Raw genomic sequence first — 23,002 nt, 5'->3', positions numbered from 1 at the left:
CCACACCGAGGAGTCAGACCCGTGACCGAGAACCCCGTCGACCTCGTGGCGATGCCCCGGGTGTCGGACCGCGTGCGTGCCCTGCACGCGCGGATGACCTTGGAGGAGAAGCTCGCGCAGCTCACGGGGTACTGGCTCGACCAGGGCGGGAACGTGGTGGCCCCCATGCAGGGGGAGATGACCGCCGGGCAGCGCGACGGCGGCGCCCTCGCCGAGATCACCCGCCACGGCATCGGCCACTACACCCGCGTGTACGGCACCCGCCCCGTGGAGCCGGCCGAGCGCGCCGCGTGGCTCTGGGCGGAGCAGCGCCGCCTCAAGCGCGACACCCGCCTCGGCGTCCCCGCCCTCGTGCACGAGGAGTGCCTCACCGGCCTGGCCGCGTGGAAGGCCGCGACCTTCCCCACGCCGCTGGCCTGGGGCGCGTCCTTCGACCCCGACCTCGTCCACGAGATGGGCGCCGTCATCGGCGCCTCGATGCGGCTGCTGGGCGTCCACCAGGGCCTGGCGCCGGTGCTCGACGTGATCCGCGACCCGCGCTGGGGCCGCGTCGACGAGTGCATCGGCGAGGACCCCTACCTCGTGGGCACCGTCGGCACCGCCTACGTGCGCGGCCTGCAGCAGGCAGGGGTCCACGCCACCCTCAAGCACTTCCTCGGCTACTCCGCCTCCAAGTCCGGCCGCAACCACGCCCCCGTCTCCGCCGGCCCCCGCGAGATCGCCGACGTGCTGCTGCCGCCCTTCGAGATGGCGCTCCTGGACGGCGGCGCGAAGTCCGTCATGAACGCGTACAACGAGATCGACGGCGTGCCGATGGCGGCCAGCCCGGAGTACCTCACCGGCGTCCTGCGCGAGCGGCTCGGCTTCGAGGGCGTCGTCGTGGCCGACTACTTCGCCGTCGCGTTCCTGGAGGTCATGCACGGCGTCGCCCGCGACCGCGGGGAGGCCGCGGCCCTGGCCCTGGAGGCCGGGATCGACGTCGAGCTGCCCAGCGGCGACGCGTACCTCGACCCGCTGGCCAAGCGCATCCGGGCCGGCGCGTTCGACGAGGCCTACGTGGACCGCGCGGTGCTGCGCGCCCTGCGGCAGAAGGAGGAGCTGGGGCTGCTCGACCCCGGTGCCTTCGAGGACTCCCCGCCCGCGGACGTCGACCTGGACTCCCCGCGGCACCGGGAGCTGGCCCGCCGCCTCGCCGAGGAGTCGGTCGTGCTGCTCGGCAACGACGGTGTGCTGCCGCTGTCCGGCTGGGCGCGCCCGCCGCGGCGCGTCGCCGTGATCGGGCCGAACGCGCACCGGCCCGAGGCCCTGCAGGGCTGCTACTCCTTCGCCAACCACGTGCTGGCGCACCACCCCGACCACCCGCTGGGTTTCGAGATCCCCACCGTGCTGGAGTCGCTGGCCCCCGCGTTCGCCGCCGCGGGCCTGCCGGCCCCGGACCTCGTGCACGTCGAGGGCTGCGCGGTCGAGGGCGAGGACACCTCCGGCATCGCCGAGGCCGTCGCCGCGGCGCGGGAGTGCGAGGTGGCGGTCGTCGTCGTCGGCGACCAGGCCGGCCTGTTCGGGCGCGGCACCGTCGGGGAGGGCAACGACCGCGAGTCCCTGGAGCTGCCCGGCGTGCAGCGCCGGCTCGTCGAGGCGGTCGTCGCCACCGGCACCCCCGTGGTCGTGGTGCTGCTCACCGGCCGCCCCTACGCCCTGGACTGGGCGCTCGACGGGCCCGGCCCCCGGCCTGGCGCCGTCGTGCAGGCCTTCTTCCCCGGCGAGGGCGGCGGCCCGGCGGTCGCGGACGTCCTGACCGGGACGGTCAACCCCTCCGGGCGCCTGCCGGTGTCGATGCCGCGCTCGACGGGCGCGCAGCCGTTCTCCTACCTGCACCCGCTGCTGGGCGGGCCCTCCGACGTGACCGCCACCGACTCCACGCCGCTGCGTCCCTTCGGTTTCGGCCTGTCGTACACCACGTTCGCCTACTCCGACCTGGAGGTGGATGAGATCGCCGCCACCGGCGGGATCTTCACCGCGGCGGTGACGGTCACCAACACCGGGACGGTCGCCGGGACGGACGTGGTGCAGCTCTACGGGCGCGACGTGCACGGCAGCGTGACCCGCCCCACGGTGCAGCTCCTCGGCTACACCCGCCTCGCGCTGCAGGCGGGGGAGTCCCGCCGGGTGACGTTCGGCGTGCCCACCACCCGGTTCGCGTTCAGCGACCGGCGGATGGTCAGGATCGTCGAGCCGGGCGACGTGGAGGTGTGGGTCGGCGCGCACGCGGAGGCCGCGGCCGCGCAGGCACCGGCGGCGGACACGTCGGCGCAGGACAGCACCGGCGGGGCGATCGTCAGCGAGAAGCAGGTCCGGCGGCGGGTCGTCCCCGGCTCCGCCACCCCCCGCGCGCTCGTCGAGCTCGCCGGCGCGGTCCACGAGGTCACCACGGCCGACCCCCGCCTGGTGTGCGCGACGGTGGGCGCGCCCCTGCCCGCGTAGCCCGCGGGCCCCGGTGGGCCGGAACCCCTCCGGCCCACCCCACGATCCCGCTCCCGGCGCCGCGAACCACGCGGCGGCGCCGGGAGCGGACCCAACCCCTCGGAGGACGAGCCCGTGTCCAGCACCACCGCGCCCGGCGCGCGCACCCCCGCCGCCTCCGACGCCGCCCTGCGGCACCGCGTCGTGGAGGCGGACGTCACCGTCCTCGGCCCCGACGGCCGGCCCCTGGCCGGCGCGGACGTCACCGTCGCCCAGCGCCGGCACGCCTTCGGGTTCGGCTGCATCGGTTTCGAGTTCATCCCCCTGGCCAACGGCGAGCTGCCGGCCGGCGCGGCGCCCGAGCCGTTCGGCGCCGAGGTCGCGGGCGACGAGGCGCTGGCGGAGAAGTGGTTCGACGTCTTCAACTTCGCGACCCTGCCGTTCTACTGGGGCCGGTTCGAGCCGGTCCGCGGGAAGCCGGACACCGAGCGGCTGCTGCGCACCGCGCGCTGGTTCGCCGAGCGCGGCTGCACCGTCAAGGGCCACCCCCTGGCCTGGCACACCGTCACCGCGGACTGGCTGCTGGAGCTGCCGAACGAGGAGGTCCTCGCCGTCCAGCTCGACCGCATCCGCCGGGAGGTCACCGGGTTCGCCGGCGTCGTCGACACGTGGGACGTCATCAACGAAGTCGTGATCATGCCGGTGTTCGACAAGTACGACAACGGCATCACCCGCATCGCTCGGGACCTCGGCCGGGTCGGCATCGTCCGCGCCACGTTCGACGCCGCCCGCGAGGCCAACCCGGGCGCGACGCTGCTGCTCAACGACTTCGACATGTCCGCCGACTACGAGCGGCTCGTCGAGGACTGCCTCGAGGCGGGCATCCGCATCGACGCCCTCGGCCTGCAGAGCCACATGCACCAGGGGTGGTGGGGCGAGGAGAAGACCCTCTCCGTGCTGGAGCGCTTCGCGCGCTTCGGGCTGCCCCTGCACCTCACCGAGACGACGCTGCTGTCCGGGCACCTCATGCCGCCGGAGATCGAGGACCTGAACGACTACCAGATCCCCTCCTGGCCCTCCACCCCCGAGGGCGAGGCGCGACAGGCGCAGGAGGTGGAGCGGCACTACCGCACGCTGCTGTCGCACCCGGCCGTCGAGGCCGCCACCTACTGGGGGCTCTCCGACGCCGGCGCGTGGCTCGGCGCCCCCGGCGGGCTGGTCCGCGCCGACGGCACCGCCAAGCCGTCGTACGAGGCGCTGCGGAACCTCGTCAAGGGCGAGTGGTGGCTGGCGCCGACGACCGTCCGCACCGACGGGGCCGGCCGCCTGCCGGTGGCGGGGTTCGCGGGGGAGTACGAGGTGTCGGCGCCGCAGGGCTCGGCCGGGTTCACCCTCGGCGCGGCCGCGGCCGGCGGGACCACCGTGCGGCTGGAGCCCGCCGCGGGGTAGGGCGGGGGACGGGCCGGGTCAGCGCACCCACACGCGCAGCTCGCCGACCGGTTCGAAACCCCCGGCGAGGGCCGCCTGCAGTTCCTCGCCCCGCTCGTAGCCGACGAGGGGACGGCCCGGCAGGAGGGCGCCGACCGCGGCGGCGAGCCCGGCCCACCCCACCTCGTGGCCCGGTGCCGCCCAGACGTTCGACACGTCCACGGCGCCGCCGCCGAGCCGGGCCACCGCCCCCGCCACGGGGCGCCGGTCCTCGTAGCGGGCCAGGACCGTGACGTGCCCACGCCGCAGCAGGCCGGGGAGCAGCACCGCGGTGGTGTCGTGCCGGGCGGTCCACCGCGCGAGCGCCTCCGGCGTCCGGACGGGTTCCCAGACCCCGGGTGCACCGGCCGCGGGTGGCCGGTGCAGCCACGTGGCGGAGAACAGCACCCGCATGCCCGCCCCGCGCAGGTCCAGGGTCGCGAAGCCGTCCTTGACGCCGGCGTGCGTGCGCCCCGCGAGCCGCCCGGCCACCTGCTCCGCCGTCACCCCCGGCTCGACGGTCACGGCGTCGGAGTGCAGCGGGGGCGGCGGCGTCAGGGAGCTCCACAACCCCTCGCTCAGCGTGGAACCCACCCCGTGCAGGGCGCACAGGTCCTCGTACCAGCCGATCGAGGCGTCGACCGCGGTCCGCAGCCGCGGGTCCACCGCCCGCCCGCCCGCGCTCACCGCGCCGCCGCGTCAGGCATCGCGACCGCGCTGCCGGTGACGCAGGTCCCGGCGGGCCCGCCGCCCGCTGCCTCCGCGCCGTCGCCGGCCACCCGGCTGCCGCCCACGTCCGCCGTCCCCGTCATCCGCGCCGCCTCCGCTCAGGTCCCGCCGGGGGCAGTCTGCCGCCGGACCGCGGGGTGCGGCACGGGGTTCGCGGTGGTGGGTGGCGTCCGCGCCCGTCGTCCTCCCCGCCCTCCGCCGGCGACGTATGCTGACACGTGTCAGCACCCTTGCCGCCGACCGCCGGAGGACACCGATGACCTCGCCCGCTCTCGAGCAGACCGCATTCGACACCGCCGTGAGCGCCGTCCGCGCCGGCGCCGACCCCGGCGAGCAGGCGCGCGCCCTGTACGGGCAGCTCACCGACGACGAGCGCCTGTGGCTCCTCGACGGCGACGAGGACTTCTGGCCGGGCATGGACCGGATGATCCGCGAGGGCTACAACCTCACCCCCTACGTGCACGGCGCCGTGGGCCGCCTCGGCATCCCCGGCACGAGGTTCGTCGACGGGCCCCGCGGCGTCGTCGCCGGCAGGTCCACCGCCTTCCCCGTCTCCATGGCCCGAGGCGCCACCTGGGACGTGGAGCTGGAGGAGCGCGTCGGCCGCGCCATCGGCCGCGAGCTGCGCGCCCAGGGCGGCAACTTCTTCGGCGGCGTCTGCATCAACCTGCCCCGCCACCCCGCCTGGGGCCGCATCCAGGAGACCTACGGCGACGACCCGCACCACCTCGGGGAGCTCGGCGCCGCCCTGGTGCGCGGGGTGCAGGAGAACGCGATGGCCTGCGTGAAGCACTACGCCCTGAACTCCATGGAGAACGCCCGCTTCACGGTCGACGTCACCGTCGCCGAGGACGTCCTGCACGAGGTGTACCTGCCGCACTTCCGCCGCACGCTCGAGGAGGGCGCGCAGGCGGTCATGTCCGCCTACAACTCCGTCAACGGTGAGTGGGCCGGGCAGAACCGGTACCTGCTCACCGAGGTCCTGCGGGAGATGTGGGGTTTCGAGGGCGTCACCGTCTCCGACTTCATCTGGGGCCTTCGCGACGCCACGGCCTCCCTCGCCGCCGGGCTCGACGTCGAGGAACCGCTGCGCCAGCAGCGCGCGCAGCACCTGCCCGGCGACCTCGCCGCCGGGCGCGCGTCCTGGGCGGACGTGGAGCGCGCGGGGGTGCGCATCCTCGCCACCCAGCTCCGCCACCGCGCGGGGCTGTCCGCCGGGGCGCCCGGCCCCGAGGTCGTCGCCTGCGCCGAGCACACGGCGCTGGCCCGGGAGGTCGCGGCCCGCTCGATGGTTCTGCTGCGCAACGAACCCGTCGAGGGCGTGCCCGTCCTGCCCCTGGACCCCGCCGCCGTGCGCAGCATCGCCGTCATCGGCCGGCTTGCCACCCTCGCCAACACCGGCGACCTCGGTTCCTCCCACGTGCGCGCACCCCACGTCGTCACCGCCGCCGAGGGCATCCGCGCCGCCTTCCCCGGTGCCGAGGTCACCGTCGTGGAGGCCGACGACCCGGCCGCCGCCGCTGCCGCCGCGGCCGCCGCCGACGTGGCGCTCGTCGTCGCCGGCTACACCGCCCGCGACGAGGGCGAGTACGTCGGCTCCGACGCCTTCGCCGACCCCGCCCTCCTCGCGCTCTACCCCCCGGCGCCGGACTGGACCGGCCCGGAGCAGCTGTTCGGCGGCGGGCACTCCGAGACCTCCATCGTCGGCTCCGACGCCCCCGGCGGGGACCGCGCGAGCCTGGAGCTGCGGGCGGTCGACGAGGAGATCGTCCTCGCGGTGGCCGCCGCCAACCCCCGCACCGTCGTGGCCGTCGTCGCCGCCGGGGCCGTGCTCACCGAGAACTGGCGGCACCGCGTCCCCGCCGTCCTGATGGCCTGGTACTCCGGGATGGAGGGCGGCCACGCCCTCGCCGACGTCCTCACCGGCGCGGTGGACGCCTCCGGCCGCCTGCCGTTCTCGGTGCCCACCTCCGCGGAGCACCTGCCGCCCTTCGACCGCGACGCGCGCGCCGTCACCTACGACCGCCTCCACGGCCAGCGGCTGCTGGACCACCTCGGGGTCGAGGCCGCCCACCCCCACGGGTTCGGGCTGTCCTACACGAGCTTCGAGATCTCCGGCGTCTCCGCGGCACCGGAGGGCGAGGGGGTGCGGGTGAGCGCGACCGTGCGCAACACCGGTGCCCGCGACGGCCGGCACGTCGTGCAGGTCTACGCCGCGCGCACCGACGGCGAGCGCGCCGGGGAGCTCGCCCTGGCCGGGTTCCGCTCCGTGGCGGTGCCCGCCGGGGAGGCGGTGCAGGTGGAGGTCCCGGTGTCGCTGCGCCCGCTGGGCCGCTGGAACCCGCAGCGGCGCGACCTCGACCTGCCGCAGGAGCCCGTGGAGCTGCACGTCGGCGCGCACGCGCACGACCCCGCCGCGGTGCGGGTGCAGGTGGCGGTGGGCTGAGGGCGGGCCCGCCTCACGCCCGCCGCTCGCCGCTGCGGAGGAAGCGCGCGTAGCGCCCGCCCCGGGCCAGCAGCTCCTCGTGGGTGCCCACCTCCACGACCCGCCCGGCCTCCAGCACGGCGATCGCGTCGGCCCCGCGCACCGTGGAGAGCCGGTGGGCGATGGTGATCGTCGTGCGCCCGCGGGCGGCCTCGTCGAGCGCGGCCTGCACCGCCTGCTCCGTCTCGTTGTCCAGCGCGCTCGTCGCCTCGTCCAGCACCAGCACCCGCGGGTCCCGCAGCAGGGTGCGCGCGATGGCCAGGCGCTGCTGCTCACCGCCCGAGAAGCGGTGTCCCCGCGCGCCCACGACCGTGTCGTAGCCCTCCGGCAGCGCCTGCAGGACGTGGTGGATGCGGGCGCGGCGGGCGGCCGACTCCAGCTCCTCGTCGCCCGCGCCGGGCCGGGCGTGCCGCAGGTTCTCCCGCACGCTCGCGTGCAGCAGGTACGTCTCCTGCGACACCACGCCCACGATGCGGGAGAGGGTGTCCAGGCTCAGCTCCCGCAGGTCCACCCCGTCGACCGTCACCCGCCCGCTGGTCGGGTCGTGCAGCCGCGGCAGCAGCGAGGCCAGGGTGCTCTTGCCCGAGCCGGTCTCCCCGACCAGCGCCAGCACCGTGCCGGCCGGGACGGTGAGGTCCACGTCGCGCAGCGCGGGCCGGTCGCTGCCGGGGTAGGTGAGCCCCACGCCCTCCAGGCGCACCTCCCCGCGCACCCGCGCCGGGTCGAGGAGGACCGGGTGCGGCGGGTCGTCGATCTCCACGGGCAGGTCCAGGTACTCGAACACCCGGCTGAAGAGGGCCATCGAGGCGGTGATCTGCACCCCGGCGTCGAACAGGCCCATGAGCGGCCGGAACAGCGCCGCCTGCAGGGTGGTGAACGCCACGAGGGTGCCGATGGTGATGTCGCCGGAGGTGGCGGGCAGCCCCGCGGCCAGGTACAGCAGCGCCGGGATCGCCGCGAAGACGACGTTCATCGTGGCCAGCCGCCAGCGCCCCGCGAGCTGCGCCCGCACCTCCAGCGCCGCCAGGTCCGCGGAGGTCTCGGCGAAGCGGGCCGAGCGGGCCGGGCCGCTGCCGAGGGTCTTGGCCAGGCGCACGGCGCTGACCGACAGGCCCTCCTCCACCTGCGTCTGCAGGTCCGCCATCCGCCGCTGCCGCGCCGCGGTCACCTCCCGCCGGCGCAGCGCGACCCGCCGGGTCAGCCACGCGGCGGGCGGCACGACGAGCAGCGAGAGCAGCGACAGCCGCCAGTCCAGCACCACCATCGCCACCGCGGTGCCCACGACGGTCGTGGCGTTGGCCGCCAGGGACGTCGCGGTGGACGTGACGACCGACTGCATCGCGCCGATGTCGTGGGTGAGCCGGGACTGCACCTCCCCGCCGCGGGTGCGGGTGAAGAAGGACAGCGACTGCCGCTGCAGGTGCACGAACAGCGAGGTGCGCAGCGCGTGCATGACCTCCTGGCCGATCGTGGTGGACAGCCACGTCTGCACCAGGCCGAGCAGCGCGGTGACGGCGGCCACGGCGACCATCCCGCCCACGGCCAGCACGAGCAGGCGCACGTCCTGGCGGGGCAGGGCCTCGTCGATGACGAGGCGGACGAGGAACGGCGAGGCCAGCGCCGCCGCCGAGGAGGCGACGATGAGGGCGACGACGACGCCCAGGCGCGCGCGGTGCGGGGCGAACAGGGCCGCGACCCGGCGCAGGGAGACGGGGGAGCGGGCGAGCTGGGCGCGGTCGGCGGGGTCGCTGCGGCGCGGGCCGCCGCCCCGGCCGGTCGCGGGTGCGAGGTCGAACGTGGCTGCTCCTCGGGAACGGGTCGTCGGGCCCACCCCACCACGGGGCGGCCCGGTCCGCCCCAGGATCCCCCGGCGCCGGGCCACGTCCCGCCCCCTGCCTCGCACCCTGCTCCGCACACCGGACCTCAGGTGCTCTCGCGCACCACCAGGCGCACGGCGTCCACGGCGCCCCCGGCCGGGCCGGGAGCGCCCGTCAGGGCCGCCACCACCAGCTCCGCCGTGCGCCGCCCGCCGGCCTCGGGGGCGATGCCCACCGTCGTCAGCGGCGGCTCGCTCACCGCCGCAGCGCGCAGGTCGTCCACCCCCACCACCGCCACCTCCGCGGGCACCCGGACCCCGCAGCGGCGCAGGCCGTGCAGCAGCGTCAGGGCCACGTCGTCGTTGTAGGCGCAGATCCCCGTGGCGCCCGGCTCCCGCGCGCGCAGCCCCCGCACCGCCGCCACCGCCGCGTCCGGCTCCTCCGGCACCGTGAGGGCCACCGGGGCGGGCAGCCCCAGCTCCGCGCAGGTCCGCTCCACCCCGGCGCGCCGCCCCTGCACCCACCGCCGCAGCCGCTCCTCGGCCGGGGCGGCGAACACCAGCCGCCGGTGGCCGCGCCCGGTCAGGTGCTGCGCCTGCAGCCTGCCCGCGCGGTCGTTGAGCGGCTCCACGCCGTCGGGGTCCTCCACCGAGCCGGCGCCGTGCGCGACGACGACCTCCGCGCCCGCCGCGCGCAGCTCCGCGCGGGCCCGCGCCCCCAGCGGGTGCAGGGAGACCACCGCCCGCACCGACAGCATCGCCGCCAGCCGCCCCAGGGGCGGGCCGCCCGGGGTGTCGAAGTGCACGGTCAGCGTCAGGCCGTGCTCCCCGAGGGCGCGGCCCAGGGCGTCGACGAGGCGCAGCGCCGGCTCGCCCACGGGCATGTCCGGCATGAGCAGCACCACGAGGTCGCTGCGGCCGGAGACCAGCGCCCGGCCCGCCAGCGACGGCGCGTACCCCAGCTCCGCCGCGGCGGCCAGCACCCGGGAGCGGGTGCCCTCCGGGATCCGCGAGCCGGCCACCCCGTTGAGGACGTAGCTGACCGTGGCGCGCGAGACCCCCGCGAGCCGCGCGACGTCCTTGCTGGTGGGGCGGGGCGCGTCGCTGGGAGGGCGGGGCGCGTCGGTCACGCCGCCATGGTGCCCGCTGCCGCGACGGTCTCCGGCCGGCGGTCCTCCCGGCCCTCGTCCGCGCGGACCAGCGCCACGCCCGCGAGGATGAGCGCCCCGCCCGCGAACTGCACCGGGGAGGGGGACTGCCCCAGCAGCAACCACGCGAACAGCACCGCGAACAGGACCTCCGTCAGGCCGACGAAGGAGGCCAGCTTCGCGCCGAGGCGCCGCGCCGCGCCGATGCCCGTGGCGTAGGCGACGACGGCCGCCACCAGCGACAGCAGCAGCACCGGCACCAGCCAGCTCACCCGGGCCCCGAGCAGCTCCACGTCCACCAGCGGCGCCCGCAGCGGCAGGATCCCCGCCGCGCCCACCAGGCCCAGCCCGAGCGCCCCCGTGCACAGCCCCGCCCACGCCAGCACCAGCGGCGGCAGCGCCGAGGTGGTGCGGGAGGACAGCAGGAAGTACGCCGCCAGGCCCACCGCCGCGCCCAGGCCCCAGAGCAGGCCGACGAGGCCGACGCGCTGCGGGCCGGTGAGGTCCAGCACCAGCACGAGCCCGGCGACGGCGGTGGCCGAGCCGGCCACGGTGAGGCGGCGGGGGCGCTGCCCGTGCCGCAGCCACAGCCAGCCGACGACGAGGACGCCGCCGAGGTACTCCAGCAGCAGCGCCACCCCGACGGAGACGTGCTGCACGGCGCTGAAGTAGGCGAGCTGGCAGCCGGCGACGGCCACCAGCCCGTACGCGGCGACGAGGGCGCGGGAGCGGGCCAGCAGCTCCCAGCGCCCGCGGAGCTGGACGAGGGCGACGGGGGTGAGCACGGCAGCGGCGATCGCGACCCGGGCGGTCACCGCCGCGCCGGGGGTCCAGCCGGCCTCGAGCAGGCGTGCCGCGAGGGCGCCGGAGGTGCCGAAGGTCGCCGCCGACAGCAGTGCCAGCAGCAGCCCGGTGCCCCGGCCGCCCGGATGGTCCGTCATCGTGCTCCCCGTTCCGGCATGTAATTCCTGTAGATGTCCACGGTCCTTACGGCTCCCGACGGTAGGGTTGCGGCAGGGAAGGGGTCAAGGTGGTTTTCGCGCACGACACCGAGGTGGCGCTCGCCGCCGCCGCCGCGCTCGTCAACACCGAGCAGCCGGAGGGCGACCTGCTGCCCGACGAGGCCGCCCTCGACGAGTTCACCCGCACCTGGAACTGGACCGGCTCCCGCACCCACGACCGCGCCGAGCTCGACGCCGTGCGCGCCCTGCGGCCCCGCCTGCGCGCGCTGTGGTCCCTGCCCGAGGACGGGGCCGTCGCCCTCGTCAACGACCTCCTGCGCGCCGGCGCCGCCCTGCCCCAGCTCGTCCGCCACGACGGCTGGGACTGGCACGTGCACGCCACCTCCCCCGGGGCGCCCCTGGCCGACCGGATGTCCGTCGAGGCCGCCATGGCCCTCACCGACGTCATCCGCACCAAGGAGCTCGAACGGCTGCGCACCTGCGCCGCCGAGCGCTGCGCCGACGTCCTCGTCGACCTGTCCAAGAACCGCTCCCGCCGCTTCTGCGGCACCGCCTGCGCCAACCGCACCAACGTCGCGGCGTTCCGCGCCCGGCGCTCCGGGCGCGGCGCCTGAGCGGGGGTTCCCGCCGTTGACACACCGGTGCGCCGAACCTACGGTCGACGCACCGCCGACCGGTCGCGCCGACCGGCCGCACCGCGCCGGGCCGGCCGGGGAGGAACCCGCGTGCACGACGACCGCCGCCTCGTGGAGAGCCGGATCGAGCGGGTCCTGGAGGAACGCCTCCGCCCCGCCGTGCACCCCGAGGAGATCCCCCTCTCCCTGGCCGTCTGGCACGCGCCCGGCGAACCCGTCCCCGTCGCCGACGCCCTCGCCGCCCCCTACGTCCCCGCGCACCCCGGCGACCCCTGGGGCCCGGCCTGGGGGACGAGCTGGTTCCACGTCACCGGCACCGTGCCCCGGGCGTGGGCCGGGCGCACCGTCGAGGCCGTCCTCGACCTCGGGTTCGCCACCGACCGCCCCGGCTTCTCCGCCGAGGGCCTCGTGCACCGGCCCGACGGGACCGCCGTCAAGGGCCTGAACCCCCTGAACACCTGGGTTCCCCTCACCGGCGACGCCCGCGGCGGGGAGGAGGTCGACCTCTACGTCGAGGCCGCCGCGAACCCCCTGGTCGCCGGGCCCCGGACCTGGCTGGGCGACGTGCGCACCGCCGGCCGCGAACCCCTGTACCGGGTGCGCCGGGTCGTCGCCGCCGTCCTCGCGCCCGAGGTGTGGGAACTCGTGCACGACGTCGAGGTGCTGTTCCAGCTCATGCGGCAGCTCGACACCGGGACCCCGCGGCGGTGGAACCTGCTGCGCGCCCTGGAACGCGCCGTCGACGCCCTCGACCTGCAGGACGTCCCCGCCACGGCCGCCGCGGCCCGGGCCGTCCTCGCCCCCGAGCTCGCCGCCCCCGCCCACGCCAGCGCCCACCTGGTCAGCGCCGTCGGGCACGCGCACATCGACTCCGCCTGGCTGTGGCCGCTGCGCGAGACCGTCCGCAAGGTCGCCCGCACCGTTTCCAGCGTCACCGACCTCCAGGACCGCGACCCCGGCCTCGTGTACGCCATGTCCTCCGCCCAGCAGTGGGCCTGGATGCGGGAGCACCGGCCCGACGTGTGGGCGCGGATGCTGCGGGGCGTGCGCGAGGGGCGGTTCGTGCCCGTCGGCGGCATGTGGGTCGAGTCCGACACGAACATGCCCGGTGGCGAGGCCCTGGCCCGGCAGTTCGTGCACGGCAAGCGGTTCTTCCTCGAGGAGCTCGGCGTCGAGACGGAGGAGGTGTGGCTGCCGGACTCCTTCGGCTACAGCGCGGCGCTGCCCCAGCTCGTCCGGCAGTCCCGCTCCAGGTGGTTCCTCACCCAGAAGATCTCCTGGAACCAGTTCAACCGGTTCCCGCACCACACGTTCCGCTGGGAGGGCCTCGACGGCAGCACGGTCTTCACGCACTTCCCGCCCGTGGACACCTACAACGCCGAGCTGACCGGCGCGGAGCTGGCCCACCTGGTGGAGAACTTCGCCGACAAGGGCGTCGCCCGCCGCTCCCTGGTGCCCTTCGGCCACGGCGACGGCGGTGGCGGGCCGACCCGCGAGATGCTCGCCCGCGCCGCCCGGCTGCGCGACCTGGAGGGCTCCGCCCGCGTCGAGGTCGAGACGCCCGCGGAGTTCTTCGCCAAGGCGGAGGCCGAGCACCCGCGGGCCCCGGTGTGGGTGGGCGAGCTGTACCTGGAACTACACCGCGGCACGTACACCAGCCAGGCCGCCACCAAGCGCGGGAACCGCCGCAGCGAGCACCTGCTGCGCGAGGCGGAGCTGTGGGCCACCACCGCCGCGGTGCGGGCCGGCGCGCCCTACCCGTGGGACGAGCTGGACCGCATCTGGAAGACCGTCCTGCTGCACCAGTTCCACGACATCCTCCCCGGCTCCTCGATCGCCTGGGTCCACCGCGAGGCGCGCGCCACCTACCGGCGGCTGGCCGCGGAGCTGGAGGAGCTCGTGACCACCGCCCAGCGGGCCCTGGCCGGGAACCCCGCCGCCGGGCACGTCGTGTTCAACGCCGCCCCGCACGAGAGGGGCGGGGTCCCCGCCGGTGGCGCCGGGCCGGCCCTCCCGCCGCCGGCGGCCGCCACCTGCACCCGCACCGCGCAGGGCCTCGTCCTCGACGACGGGCAGCTGCGCGTCACCGTCGACGGGCGCGGGCTCCTCGTCTCCGTCCTCGACCTGCCCACCGGGCGCGAGGCCGTCGCCCCCGGTGGGGCCGGGAACCTCCTCCAGCTGCACCCCGACCTGCCCGCGGCGTGGGACGCCTGGGACGTCGACCCCTCCTACCGGCACCGCGTCGAGGACCTCACCGGTGCCGCCGTCGTCGAACCCGTCGCACCCGCGGCGGACGGCACCGCCGCGGTGCGCGTCGTGCGCAGTTTCGGCGCGTCCCGGGTCACCCAGGTGGTGGGCCTGACCCCCGGCACCGGGCGGGTCGACGTCGACACCGAGGTCGACTGGCACGAGACGGAGAAGATCCTCAAGGCCGCGTTCCCGCTCGACCTGCGCGCCGACCGCTCCAGCGCCGAGATCCAGTTCGGGCACGTCCAGCGCCCCACCGACACCAACACCGCCTGGGAGGCCGCGAGGTTCGAGATCTGCGCCCACCGGTTCCTGCACGTCGCCGAACCCGGGTGGGGCGCCGCCGTGCTCAACGACTCCACCTACGGGCACGACGTCACGCGCACCGTCCGCGCCGACGGCGGCACCACCACCACCGTGCGGCTGTCGCTGCTGCGCGCCCCGCGCTTCCCCGACCCCGAGACGGACCAGGGCACGCACCGCATGCGCTACGCCCTGCTGCCCGGCGCGGGGATCGCCGACGCGGTGCGCGAGGGGTACCGGCTCAACCTGCCCGAGCGCCGCGTCCCCGGCGACGCCACCGTCGAGCCCCTCGTGCGCGCCGAGCCCGGCGGTGTCGTGGTGTCCGCGGTGAAGCTCGCCGACGACCGCTCCGGGGACGTCGTCGTCCGGCTCTACGAGAGCCTCGGCGCCAGGACCCGCGCGCGGCTGCACCTGGGCCTGGCCGTGGCCTCGGTGTCCCGCACGGACCTGCTGGAACGCCCCTGGGAGGACCCGTTCGAGGGGCCCGCGCCGCGCCTCGACGGCGGGCGGGTGGACCTGCACCTGCGGCCCTTCCAGATCGTCACCCTCCGGCTGCGCCGCGGGGAGCGCGCGGCGCCCGGGCCGTCCTAGGGTCGTCGGTGCCCACAGGGGGCGGCGGCGGAGGAGGACCCGTGCTGGGGCTGGTGTGGGCGCAGGCCGGCCGGGTGATCGGGCGCGACGGGGGGATGCCCTGGTCCGTGCCCGAGGACCTGGCGCACTTCCGCGCCCTCACGGCCGGCTCGACCGTCGTGATGGGCCGCGCGACCTGGCAGGCGGTCCCGGAGCGGTTCCGCCCCCTGCCGGGGCGCCGCAACGTCGTCCTCAGCCGCGACCCCGCCTTCGCCGCCCCCGGCGCGCACGTCGCCCGCTCCCTGGAGGAGGCCCTGGAGGAGGCCCGGCGGGAGCCCGGCGGTGAGGTGTGGGTCATCGGCGGCGCGCAGGTGTTCGCCGCGGCCCTGCCGCTGGCGGACCGGCTCGTCGTCACCGAGATCGACGGTGCCCTGCCCGGGGAGGAACCCGGCGACGTGCTCGCCCCGGCCGTGGGGCCGGGGTGGGAGCAGGTCCGGCGCGACCCCCCCGACGGGTGGCACCGCTCCCGCTCGGGGCCGCGCTACCGGATCGGGACCTGGCGGCGGGCCGCGGCACCCCGCTGAGGGTCCTCAGACGGGTCCGCGCCGGGGAGCGGCCCCGCGGATAGGGCGCACTCCCGATGTACCCGGCCACCTCAGCGGCGCACCGTCGCACCGTCGACAGCACCGGACGGCGGAGGAGCCCGACATGACCAGCGACCTGTGGAACTACCCGGCCGACCTGTGGCCCGCCCTCGTGGACGCCGAGCGGCGCCGCGAGGACCTCGAGCGGTCCCGCCGGGGCCGCGAGGCCCGGGCCCGGCGCAGCCCGCGCCCCTGGGGCCGGCGGCTGCGCGCGGCGCTGCACCTGCGCCCGGCCCCGGTGCCCTGCGCGCGCTGAGCCCCCCGGCGGGTCCCGCGGTCGGGGAGGCGCCGGGTCCCGCGGCGGGGGAGACGCCGGGTGCGGCGGTCGGGGAGACGCCGGGTCCGGCGCTGTCGGGGCGGGGCGACAGGATGGGCGACGTGCCCGCAGCCTCCACCCGCGTCCTCGTCGGGCGCGACGGGGAGCTGGCCACCCTCTGCGGCCTCGTCGGCCTCGACGGGACGGGCGGCACCGGGCCCGACGGCACCGGCGGCGGGGTCCTGCTCGCCGGGGACGCCGGGGTCGGCAAGACCCGGCTGCTCACCGAGCTGTGCGGGCGCGCCACCGACGCCGGCCGGCACGTCCTGGTCGGCCACTGCCTCGACTTCGGCGGCGACTGGCTGCCGTACCTGCCCTTCACCGAGGCCTTCGGCCGCCTCGCCGCCACGCCCGGGGCAGGCGCGCAGGCCGTCGCCGAGGCCGGCCCCGCCCTCGCCCCGCTCCTGCCCGGCCGCCCGCCGGCCGCGGGGCAGGTCAGCCGGGCGGAGCTGTTCCAGGCCGTCGAGGCGCTCCTCGGCCGGCTCGCCCGCGACGCGCCCGTCCTGCTCGTCGTCGAGGACGTCCACTGGGCCGACCCCTCCACCCGCGAGCTGCTCGGCCTGCTGCTCGCCCGGGCCACCGGCGCCCGCGTGTCCCTCGTCGCCTCCTACCGCGCCGACGACCTGCACCGCCGCCACCCCCTGCGCGCGCAGGCCGCCCAGTGGTCCCGCCTGCCCGGCGTCACCCGCCTCGGCCTGCCCTCCCTGCCCGACGAGGACGTGCGCGCCCTCGTGCGCGAGCTGCAGCCCACCGGGCTCAGCGACGAGGACGTCGACCGCATCGTGGCCCGCGCCGGGGGCAACGCCTTCTTCACCGAGGAGCTCGTCTCCGCCGTCCGCCGCGGCGAGCGGTCCCTCACGGCGGACCTGGCGGACCTGCTCCTGCTGCACCTCGACGCCCTCGACGAGGACGCCCGCCGCGTGGTGCGCGTCGTCGCCGTCGCCGGCGGCCGCATCTCCCACGACCAGCTCGCCGCCGTCACCGGGCTGGGGGGCGCCGCCCTCGACGAGGCCCTGCGCGCCGCCGTCGACCGCCACGTCCTCGTCGCCGCGGACGGGCCCGGGGACGGCTACGCCTTCCGCCACGCCCTGCTCGCCGAGGCCGTGTACGACGACCTGCTGCCGGGGGAGCGGGTTCGGCTGCACCGCGTCTTCGCGGACCTGCTGCGCACCGCGGACGCCGGCACCCCCGGCGGCGCCGCCCAGCTCGCCCGGCACGCCCGCGCCGCCCGCGACGTGCCCACCGCGATCAGCGCGGGCGTCCGCGCCGGGGACGAGGCCATGCGGGTCGGCGGCCCCGCCGAGGCCAGCGCCGCCTACGAGCAGGTGCTGGAGCTGCTCGCCGAGCCGGGGGCCGGGGGCACCGGCGTCGACGTGGTCTCCCTGGTGCTGCGGGCCGCGGAGAGCGCCGTCGCCGCGGGCCGCCTGCACCGGGCGCTGGACCTCGTGCGGCACCAGCTCCAGGCCCTGCCCGCCGACGCCGACCCGCTCACCCGGGTGCTGCTGCTGCGCGCCACCGCGAGCACCGCGCTGCTCGACGACGCGCCCATCGACACCCTGGCGCTGAGCGCGGAGGCCCTGCGGCTGCTGCCCGCCGGCGCCCCCGGTCCCCTGCGGGCGCAGGTCCTCGCGGTGCGGGCCCGGGCCTGCGCGGCGCACCGGCACCGGGAGGAGGCGCTGCGCCGGGCCGCGGAGGCCATCGACCTGGCCCGCGAGCTGGACCTGCCCGACGTCCTCGCCGACGCCACCACGACCTACGCCCGGCTCACCCAGCACCCCGCGCCGCAGGAGGCCGAGCAGGCGCTGCGCGCGGGCCTGGCCGACGCCCGCGCCGGCGGCGACGCCGCGGTGGAGCTGCGCTCCATGCACCAGCTCGGCTCGTTCCTCTACGAGACCGGCCGGCTCGCCGAGGCGCAGGAGGCGTACGCCGCCGCCGCCGCGCGGGCCGTGGAGCTGCGCCGCCCCTGGGCGCCGTACGGGTTCGACGGGCGGGTGATGGCCGCGCTCGTCGCGAGCACGCGCGGGGACCTCGACGGCGCGCTGCGCATCCTCGACACCTCCGCCGAGTCCCCGCCGCCCCTGGCGCGGGCCGCGCTCGACACGGTGCGGCTGGGGGTGGCCGCCACGCGCGGCGACACCGCGGCCCTGGAGCTGCTGCCGCGGCTGCGCCCCTGGTGGGAGCGGGACGGGATGCTCGCCGTGCTGTGCGGGGGCGCCGCGGTGGACCTGCACGGCGACGCGGGCGACCTCGCCGCCGCGACCGCCGTCCACGACGAGGTCGTCGCCCGCGCCACGGCCCTGTGGGGCAACCCCACCTTCCAGGCCCGGGTGCGGCTCGGGGCGCTGCTCACCGCGCACCTGGGCACCGCCGCCGCCCGGGCGCCGGGTCGGGAGCGCCGCGAGCTGCTGGAGCGGGGGCAGCGGCTGGTGGAGGCCGCGCGCGCCGCGGTGGAGGCCGCGAGCGCGTACGGCCCGGAGACCGCCGCGTGGCTGGCCCGCGCCGAGGCCGAGCACCTGCGGCTGCGCCTGCTCGCGGGCGCCGGGGACCCCGGCGTGCAGGACCCCGCCGCGCACGTCGCGGCCTGGACCCGCGCGGTCGCCGCGGCGGAGGCGTTCGGCGGGGTGCACGAGACGGCCCGCGCCCGGGCGCGGCTGGCCGCGGCGCTGCGCGCGGCCGGCGACACCGCCGGGGCGGAGCGGGAGGTGGTGCGGGCGACGGGGACGGCCCGCGCCCTCGGGGCCGCCCCGCTGCTGCGGGAGCTGCGCGGCATCGCCCTCGGCCCCTCCCGCGCGGGCGAGCCGGACCAGCTCACGGCCCGCGAGCGGGAGGTCCTCGTCCTCGTCGCGGACGGGCGCAGCAACAGCGAGGTCGCCCGGGCGCTGTCCATCAGCGCCAAGACGGTCAGCGTCCACGTCTCCAACATCCTCGCCAAGCTGGGGGCGGCGGGGCGCACCGAGGCGGCCGCCCTGGCGCGGCGGCGCGGGCTGCTGCCGGACTGAGGCGCACCCGGCGGACGGGGTCGCGGCTTGACCCTGCACCACGGTGCAGGGTCCACCGTGCTCGCCATGACCGCACCGACCCGCCCCGTCCCCCGCACACCGGCCCCCGGGCCCCTGGGTTCCCGGCCCCCGCAGTCCCCGGCCTCCCGCCTCCTGACCTCCGGCGAGACCGTCCCCGCCGGGCGGGTGGGCGCCTGGTACGACCTGCTGGCCACCGCCGGTTTCGCCACCCCGTGGACGGCCGCCCTGCTGCTGGACCTGCTGCGCGGGCTGCACACGGCGCTCGGCCTGCCCGGTGAGCCGCTGCCAGCCTTCGACGCCGGGCAGCTCCTGTTCGTCACCCTCTTCGGCGCGGGCGTCACCACGTGGAGCCTCGCGCGGGTGCTGCGCCCCGTGCCGCTGCTCGTGGGCCTGGACACCCTCGCCCGGGCCGCCTTCTCCCTGCTGTTTCTCGCGGCGCTCGCCGCCGGGGCCTCCGCCCTGCTCGTGCCGTTCCTCGTCGTGGAGGTGGCCTTCCTCCTCGCGCAGGGCCTCGGGGTGCGGGCCGCGCTGCGCCGCACGGGGGACCCGGAGCCCACGACGCCCGCCGCGGCCTGACCCGCCGCCGCCCGCTGCTACGGTCCGCCCCGTGCTGATCGGTGAGGTCGCCGCCGCGTCCGGCGTGGAGGTCAGCACGCTGCGCTTCTACGAGCGGCGCGGTCTGCTCCTGCCCGCGGGCCGTACCCCCGGCGGCTACCGCACGTACCCCGGCGACGCCCCGCGCACCGTGCGCTTCATCCGCCGCGCCCAGCAGCTCGGCTTCACCCTCGCGGAGATCTCGGCCGTGCTGGAGCTGCGCGCCGCCGCGGGGGACGTGGCTCCCGACGTGGTGGCGGAACACGTCGCGGCGAAGATCGCCGAGGTGGACCGGCGCATCGCGGACCTGACCCGGATGCGCGCCGCCCTGACCCTCCTGTCCACCGAGGGGGTCGACCCGGACGCCCCCTGCCCCGTCGTCGGATCGCTCGGGGACGTGCCCGCCGGCGGCGTGGCCGGCTGACGGCGGCGCGCCGCCCGATCGCTGACGGCGGCGCGCCGCCCGGGCCGCTGTCGGCGCCCGGCGGCACACTGGCGCCGTGCCCGAGCTGCCCGAGGTGGAGGCCCTCGCCGAGTTCCTGCGCCGCAACGCCGCCGGCCTGGTCGTGGCCCGCGTCGAGGTGGGCGCGGTGAACGTCCTCAAGACGTACGACCCGCCCCCGCAGGCGCTGGAGGGGCTCGTGGTGGGCGGGGTGCGCCGCCACGGCAAGTGGCTCGACCTCGACGCCGACGGCCTGCACCTGGTGGTGCACCTGTCCCGCGCGGGCTGGCTGCGCTGGTCCGACGCCCTCCCGGCGGCGCCCCTGCGCCCCGGGGGCCGCAACCCCGTCGCGCTGCGGGTGCGCCTGGCCGACCCGGAGGACCCGGACGCGCCGCTGCGCGGGTTCGACCTGACGGAGGCCGGCACGCAGAAACGCCTCGCGGTGCACGTCGTGCGGGACGTGCACCAGGTGCCCGCCGTCGCCTCCCTCGGCCCGGACCCGCTGGGGCCCGGGTTCGGCCGGGAGGACCTCGCGGCGCTGCTGGCCGGTTCCCGCCAGCAGGTGAAGGGGCTGCTGCGGGACCAGTCCGTCCTCGCCGGGGTGGGCAACGCCTACTCCGACGAGGTGCTGCACGCGGCCCGGCTGTCGCCGTTCGCGGTCGCCGGCTCCCTCGGCGCCGAGGAGGTGGACCGGCTGTGGCACGCCCTGGACACCGTGCTGCGCGAGGCGGTGGGGGCGGCGGCCGGGCGGCCCGCGGCGCAGCTGAAGGACGCCAAGCGGGCGGGGATGCGGGTGCACGGGCGCACCGGCGAGCCGTGCCCGGTGTGCGGGGACGTCGTGCGGGAGGTCTCCTTCGCGGACCGCTCGCTGCAGTACTGCGCCCGCTGCCAGACCGGCGGCAGGCCGCTGGCCGACCGCAGGCTGTCGCGGCTGCTGCGCTGAGGAGGCGCCCGCCGGGCCGCACCCGGGCCGCAACCCCGGGGCCGACCCCGACCCCGCACCCGGGGGATCCCCTACGACCGGGGGTGGAGGTCCCGTGCGCACGTCGGCCCCTGGCCGGACGGCGGGTTCACCCTCCGGACCGCTGACCGGGAGGGGTGCCGCGGCGCATCCTCGTCACAGGGCGCGCGACGAGGTGGTGGCGGCCCGCCGGGCGAGGAGGGATCGGGATGAGCGAGCTGGTCGTGGCCGTGGGAACGGTGCTGGGGGTGGTGGCGGGAACGCTGCTGCTGGGGGTCGGCGCGTGCAGCCGGTGGGCCGCGCGGGTGGGGCGCGAGGCGGGGGAGGACCTCGTCGCGCCGCGCGGGGCGGGGTTCGGGTACGCGACGGCCCGCGCGGCCGCCCGCCCGCCGGTGGAGGTGGTGCAGCCGCCGGTGCCGCTGCGCCCACGGGACCGCTGCGAGGGGCCGCGGGTGCCGCGGGTCGTGCCGCACCGGGCGGCCGTGGACCGGCAGGCCGTCTGAGCAGCGCCCCGCCCTCCCGCGACCTCCCGCGCCGGGCAGCGCGCCGGACGGGGCCGCCCGTCAGACGGGCCCGGAGGGGCTGGTGGCCGGCCGGCCGGGCTGGAGCAGCGCCGCGACGCGGTTCCAGCGGGCGATCTGGCAGCCGTCGGTGCGCTGGAACGTGGTGTCCACGTCCTCCCCGCCCCAGCGGCCCTGCACGCTCGCCGTCTCCGGCCCCCCGTACACCTGGGTGCACATCATGTCCTTCGGCACCGGCGCGAACGGCTTCTTCACGGCCCGCAGCGCCGTGCAGGCCCCCGCCGGGTCGGGGTGGTCGCCGCCGGGGGTGCCCTCCGCGGTGCACGTCAGCGTCCACGTGCTCGTCCCGCCCGACCCGTCGTCGACGGTGACGGTCAGGGAGTCTTGCGTGGCGGACTCCTCGCTGCCCGGCGCCGCCGGTCCCGGTGCCCCGGTGCTGCTCGTGCCCTCGCTCACGGTTCCCGATCCTCCCTGCCCGCACGCGGCGAGCCCGGTCGTGGCCAGCACGGCCAGGGTCAGCGCCGCCAGGGCCCGCGGCCCCCGGCACGCGCCCCGCCGTCCGCTCGTGCGGCCCATCGTCGCCCTCCTCCGTCGCGCGGTCCCCGGCGGACCCCGTCCTCGGACGCCGCGGGGGTCCCGCCCGTTCCCGCACCCGCCCGTGCGGCGGCCCGCGGGTGCCGGACCGTGCGGTGCCCCGCGCAGGTCCCTCGTTAGGCTCCCACCATGTCCGACCTGCCGTCCGTCCCCGCCGCCGCCGTCCCCGACGAGGCCGTCCTCCTCGACGTCCGCGAGGACGAGGAGTGGGCCGCCGGGCACGCCCCCGGCGCCCTGCACATCCCCATGGGGCAGATCCCCTCCCGCGTGGCGGAGCTGCCCGCCGAGACGGAGCTGCACGTCGTGTGCCGCGGCGGTGGCCGCTCCGCGCGGGTGGCCGCGTGGCTGCAGGAGAACGGCTACGACGCCGTCAACGTCGCCGGCGGGATGGGTGCCTGGGCCGACGCGGGCCGCCCCCTCGTCACCGACGACGGGCGCGAGCCGACCGTCCTCTGACACCCGTCCGGCCCCGCCCCTCCCCCGGACGGGCGCAGGGCCTGGTTTCGCCCTCCCGCGCGCCGGGGTACCGGTTGAGCGTCAGCGGCCGGGTTCCCGGCCGCGGCGGGCCCGGGGCGCTCCCGGGCGCGACGGCTCGCCGACCCCGGGAGGAACACATGGCAGAGGGCACACCGGTGCAGCCGGCCAGCCACTGGGCGACGCTGCCGCACGAGACCCGGTCCGTGCCGCGGGCGCGGCACCTGCTGCGCGAGGTCCTCGACGACGCCGGCCTGGACGAGGCCACCCGCGCGGAGATCGAGGTCGTGGTCTCCGAGATCGTCGGCAACGCCGTGCGGCACGCGCGGCCCCTGTGCCGCGACAGCGCCGACGGCATCGAGGTGGCCTGCCGCCTGCTGCCCGGCGGGACGTGCGGCGACCGGCACGTGGAGGTGTCCGTCACCGACGGCGGCGGTGGCGCGGTGGCCCTAATGCAGGCGGCGGACTCCGACACGAACGGGCGGGGCCTCGGCCTCGTCGACCGGCTCGCCTCCGAGTGGGGGGTCGTGCAGGACCTCGACGACTTCTCCCGCACGGTGTGGGCGACGTTCGGCGGCCCGCGGCGGCGCGTCCCCGCCTGACCCGCCTCCCGC

20 protein-coding genes are annotated in these 23,002 nt (G+C 77.6%); 14 read left to right on the top strand and 6 right to left on the bottom strand.

From position 1 onward, the window contains the following. Window positions 1-51 precede the first annotated feature (51 nt). Window positions 52-2,481, top strand: a complete 2,430-nt coding sequence (locus tag ACYQBY_RS13495; protein ID WP_459644404.1) for a beta-xylosidase/alpha-l-arabinosidase — start codon at window positions 52-54, stop codon at window positions 2,479-2,481. Between the two features lie 114 nt (window positions 2,482-2,595). Further along, window positions 2,596-3,909 (top strand): endo-1,4-beta-xylanase, encoded by a 1,314-nt coding sequence (locus tag ACYQBY_RS13490; RefSeq protein ID WP_459644362.1) that lies wholly within the window; start codon window positions 2,596-2,598, stop codon window positions 3,907-3,909. An 18-nt stretch (window positions 3,910-3,927) separates the two neighbouring features. Here ACYQBY_RS13490 and ACYQBY_RS13485 read toward each other — a convergent pair whose 3' ends face one another. After that, on the bottom strand, window positions 3,928-4,614 hold the full coding sequence (locus tag ACYQBY_RS13485) for a hypothetical protein (protein WP_459644361.1): 687 nt from the start codon (window positions 4,612-4,614) through the stop codon (window positions 3,928-3,930). Next, complete coding sequence (locus ACYQBY_RS13480) at window positions 4,611-4,739, bottom strand: hypothetical protein (protein WP_459644360.1); 129 nt, start codon at window positions 4,737-4,739, stop codon at window positions 4,611-4,613. Before ACYQBY_RS13480 ends, ACYQBY_RS13485 begins: the two co-directional genes overlap by 4 nt. 173 nt (window positions 4,740-4,912) lie before the next feature. Between ACYQBY_RS13480 and ACYQBY_RS13475 the strand changes: the two genes are divergently transcribed. Continuing rightward, window positions 4,913-7,102 (top strand): glycoside hydrolase family 3 protein, encoded by a 2,190-nt coding sequence (locus ACYQBY_RS13475; RefSeq protein WP_459644359.1) that lies wholly within the window; start codon window positions 4,913-4,915, stop codon window positions 7,100-7,102. A 13-nt stretch (window positions 7,103-7,115) separates the two neighbouring features. Here the strand turns inward: ACYQBY_RS13475 and ACYQBY_RS13470 are convergent, their stop codons facing one another. The 3 genes from ACYQBY_RS13470 to ACYQBY_RS13460 form a co-directional block, all read right to left on the bottom strand. Continuing rightward, window positions 7,116-8,972: an ABC transporter ATP-binding protein gene (locus ACYQBY_RS13470; RefSeq protein ID WP_459644358.1), complete on the bottom strand. Its 1,857-nt coding sequence runs from the start codon at window positions 8,970-8,972 to the stop codon at window positions 7,116-7,118. A 92-nt stretch (window positions 8,973-9,064) separates the two neighbouring features. After that, a complete protein-coding gene (locus ACYQBY_RS13465; protein WP_459644357.1) occupies window positions 9,065-10,087 on the bottom strand; it encodes a LacI family DNA-binding transcriptional regulator in 1,023 nt (340 codons plus the stop codon). Next, the gene (locus tag ACYQBY_RS13460) at window positions 10,084-11,046 is read right to left on the bottom strand and encodes an EamA family transporter (protein ID WP_459644356.1); all 963 of its coding nucleotides are present in this window, start codon (window positions 11,044-11,046) and stop codon (window positions 10,084-10,086) included. Before ACYQBY_RS13460 ends, ACYQBY_RS13465 begins: the two co-directional genes overlap by 4 nt. A gap of 89 nt (window positions 11,047-11,135) precedes the next feature. On the opposite strand from ACYQBY_RS13460, the gene ACYQBY_RS13455 reads away from it, so the two are divergent. The 9 genes from ACYQBY_RS13455 to ACYQBY_RS13415 all read left to right on the top strand — a co-directional run bounded on the left by ACYQBY_RS13455 (window position 11,136) and on the right by ACYQBY_RS13415 (window position 21,302). Further along, entirely contained in the window at window positions 11,136-11,681 is a 546-nt protein-coding gene (locus ACYQBY_RS13455; RefSeq protein WP_459644355.1) for a CGNR zinc finger domain-containing protein, read from the top strand. 111 nt (window positions 11,682-11,792) lie between these two features. After that, window positions 11,793-14,843, top strand: a complete 3,051-nt coding sequence (locus ACYQBY_RS13450) for an alpha-mannosidase (RefSeq protein ID WP_459644354.1) — start codon at window positions 11,793-11,795, stop codon at window positions 14,841-14,843. Between the two features lie 41 nt (window positions 14,844-14,884). After that, window positions 14,885-15,406, top strand: a complete 522-nt coding sequence (locus ACYQBY_RS13445) for a dihydrofolate reductase (RefSeq protein WP_459644353.1) — start codon at window positions 14,885-14,887, stop codon at window positions 15,404-15,406. 124 nt (window positions 15,407-15,530) lie between these two features. Then, the gene (locus tag ACYQBY_RS13440) at window positions 15,531-15,722 is read left to right on the top strand and encodes a hypothetical protein (RefSeq protein WP_459644352.1); all 192 of its coding nucleotides are present in this window, start codon (window positions 15,531-15,533) and stop codon (window positions 15,720-15,722) included. Between the two features lie 122 nt (window positions 15,723-15,844). Beyond that, entirely contained in the window at window positions 15,845-18,781 is a 2,937-nt protein-coding gene (locus ACYQBY_RS13435; protein WP_459644351.1) for a helix-turn-helix transcriptional regulator, read from the top strand. Window positions 18,782-18,847: 66 nt separating this feature from the next. After that, window positions 18,848-19,378, top strand: coding sequence for a hypothetical protein (locus ACYQBY_RS13430; RefSeq protein WP_459644350.1), 531 nt, complete (start codon window positions 18,848-18,850; stop codon window positions 19,376-19,378). A 31-nt stretch (window positions 19,379-19,409) separates the two neighbouring features. Continuing rightward, window positions 19,410-19,820, top strand: coding sequence for a heavy metal-responsive transcriptional regulator (locus ACYQBY_RS13425; protein ID WP_459644349.1), 411 nt, complete (start codon window positions 19,410-19,412; stop codon window positions 19,818-19,820). Between the two features lie 76 nt (window positions 19,821-19,896). Beyond that, entirely contained in the window at window positions 19,897-20,781 is an 885-nt protein-coding gene (locus ACYQBY_RS13420) for an Fpg/Nei family DNA glycosylase (RefSeq protein WP_459644348.1), read from the top strand. A 227-nt stretch (window positions 20,782-21,008) separates the two neighbouring features. Continuing rightward, window positions 21,009-21,302: a hypothetical protein gene (locus ACYQBY_RS13415; protein ID WP_459644347.1), complete on the top strand. Its 294-nt coding sequence runs from the start codon at window positions 21,009-21,011 to the stop codon at window positions 21,300-21,302. A 60-nt stretch (window positions 21,303-21,362) separates the two neighbouring features. Here the strand turns inward: ACYQBY_RS13415 and ACYQBY_RS13410 are convergent, their stop codons facing one another. Next, on the bottom strand, window positions 21,363-21,896 hold the full coding sequence (locus ACYQBY_RS13410) for an SSI family serine proteinase inhibitor (RefSeq protein WP_459644346.1): 534 nt from the start codon (window positions 21,894-21,896) through the stop codon (window positions 21,363-21,365). A 147-nt stretch (window positions 21,897-22,043) separates the two neighbouring features. Here ACYQBY_RS13410 and ACYQBY_RS13405 point away from each other — a divergent pair, with 147 nt between their 5' ends. Further along, window positions 22,044-22,370: a rhodanese-like domain-containing protein gene (locus ACYQBY_RS13405; protein WP_459644345.1), complete on the top strand. Its 327-nt coding sequence runs from the start codon at window positions 22,044-22,046 to the stop codon at window positions 22,368-22,370. A gap of 158 nt (window positions 22,371-22,528) precedes the next feature. Then, window positions 22,529-22,990, top strand: coding sequence for an ATP-binding protein (locus ACYQBY_RS13400; protein WP_459644344.1), 462 nt, complete (start codon window positions 22,529-22,531; stop codon window positions 22,988-22,990). The last annotated feature ends 12 nt before the right edge of the window (window positions 22,991-23,002 follow it).

The organism is Kineococcus anabasis (assembly GCF_054590795.1).
The sequence above is the reverse complement of the archived record's forward strand: the minus strand, read 5'-3'. Positions and strand labels throughout refer to the sequence as shown.

What these genes read in the sequence shown, in the direction of transcription:
- ACYQBY_RS13495 (WP_459644404.1), top strand. Translation starts at nt 52, where the DNA reads ATGCCCCGGGTGTCGGACCGCGTGCGTGCCCTGCACGCGCGGATGACC.
- ACYQBY_RS13480 (WP_459644360.1), bottom strand. Translation starts at nt 4,739, where the DNA reads ATGACGGGGACGGCGGACGTGGGCGGCAGCCGGGTGGCCGGCGACGGC.
- ACYQBY_RS13475 (WP_459644359.1), top strand. Translation starts at nt 4,913, where the DNA reads ATGACCTCGCCCGCTCTCGAGCAGACCGCATTCGACACCGCCGTGAGC.
- ACYQBY_RS13460 (WP_459644356.1), bottom strand. Translation starts at nt 11,046, where the DNA reads ATGACGGACCATCCGGGCGGCCGGGGCACCGGGCTGCTGCTGGCACTG.
- ACYQBY_RS13440 (WP_459644352.1), top strand. Translation starts at nt 15,531, where the DNA reads ATGACCAGCGACCTGTGGAACTACCCGGCCGACCTGTGGCCCGCCCTC.
- ACYQBY_RS13430 (WP_459644350.1), top strand. Translation starts at nt 18,848, where the DNA reads ATGACCGCACCGACCCGCCCCGTCCCCCGCACACCGGCCCCCGGGCCC.
- ACYQBY_RS13415 (WP_459644347.1), top strand. Translation starts at nt 21,009, where the DNA reads ATGAGCGAGCTGGTCGTGGCCGTGGGAACGGTGCTGGGGGTGGTGGCG.
- ACYQBY_RS13410 (WP_459644346.1), bottom strand. Translation starts at nt 21,896, where the DNA reads ATGGGCCGCACGAGCGGACGGCGGGGCGCGTGCCGGGGGCCGCGGGCC.
- ACYQBY_RS13405 (WP_459644345.1), top strand. Translation starts at nt 22,044, where the DNA reads ATGTCCGACCTGCCGTCCGTCCCCGCCGCCGCCGTCCCCGACGAGGCC.
- ACYQBY_RS13400 (WP_459644344.1), top strand. Translation starts at nt 22,529, where the DNA reads ATGGCAGAGGGCACACCGGTGCAGCCGGCCAGCCACTGGGCGACGCTG.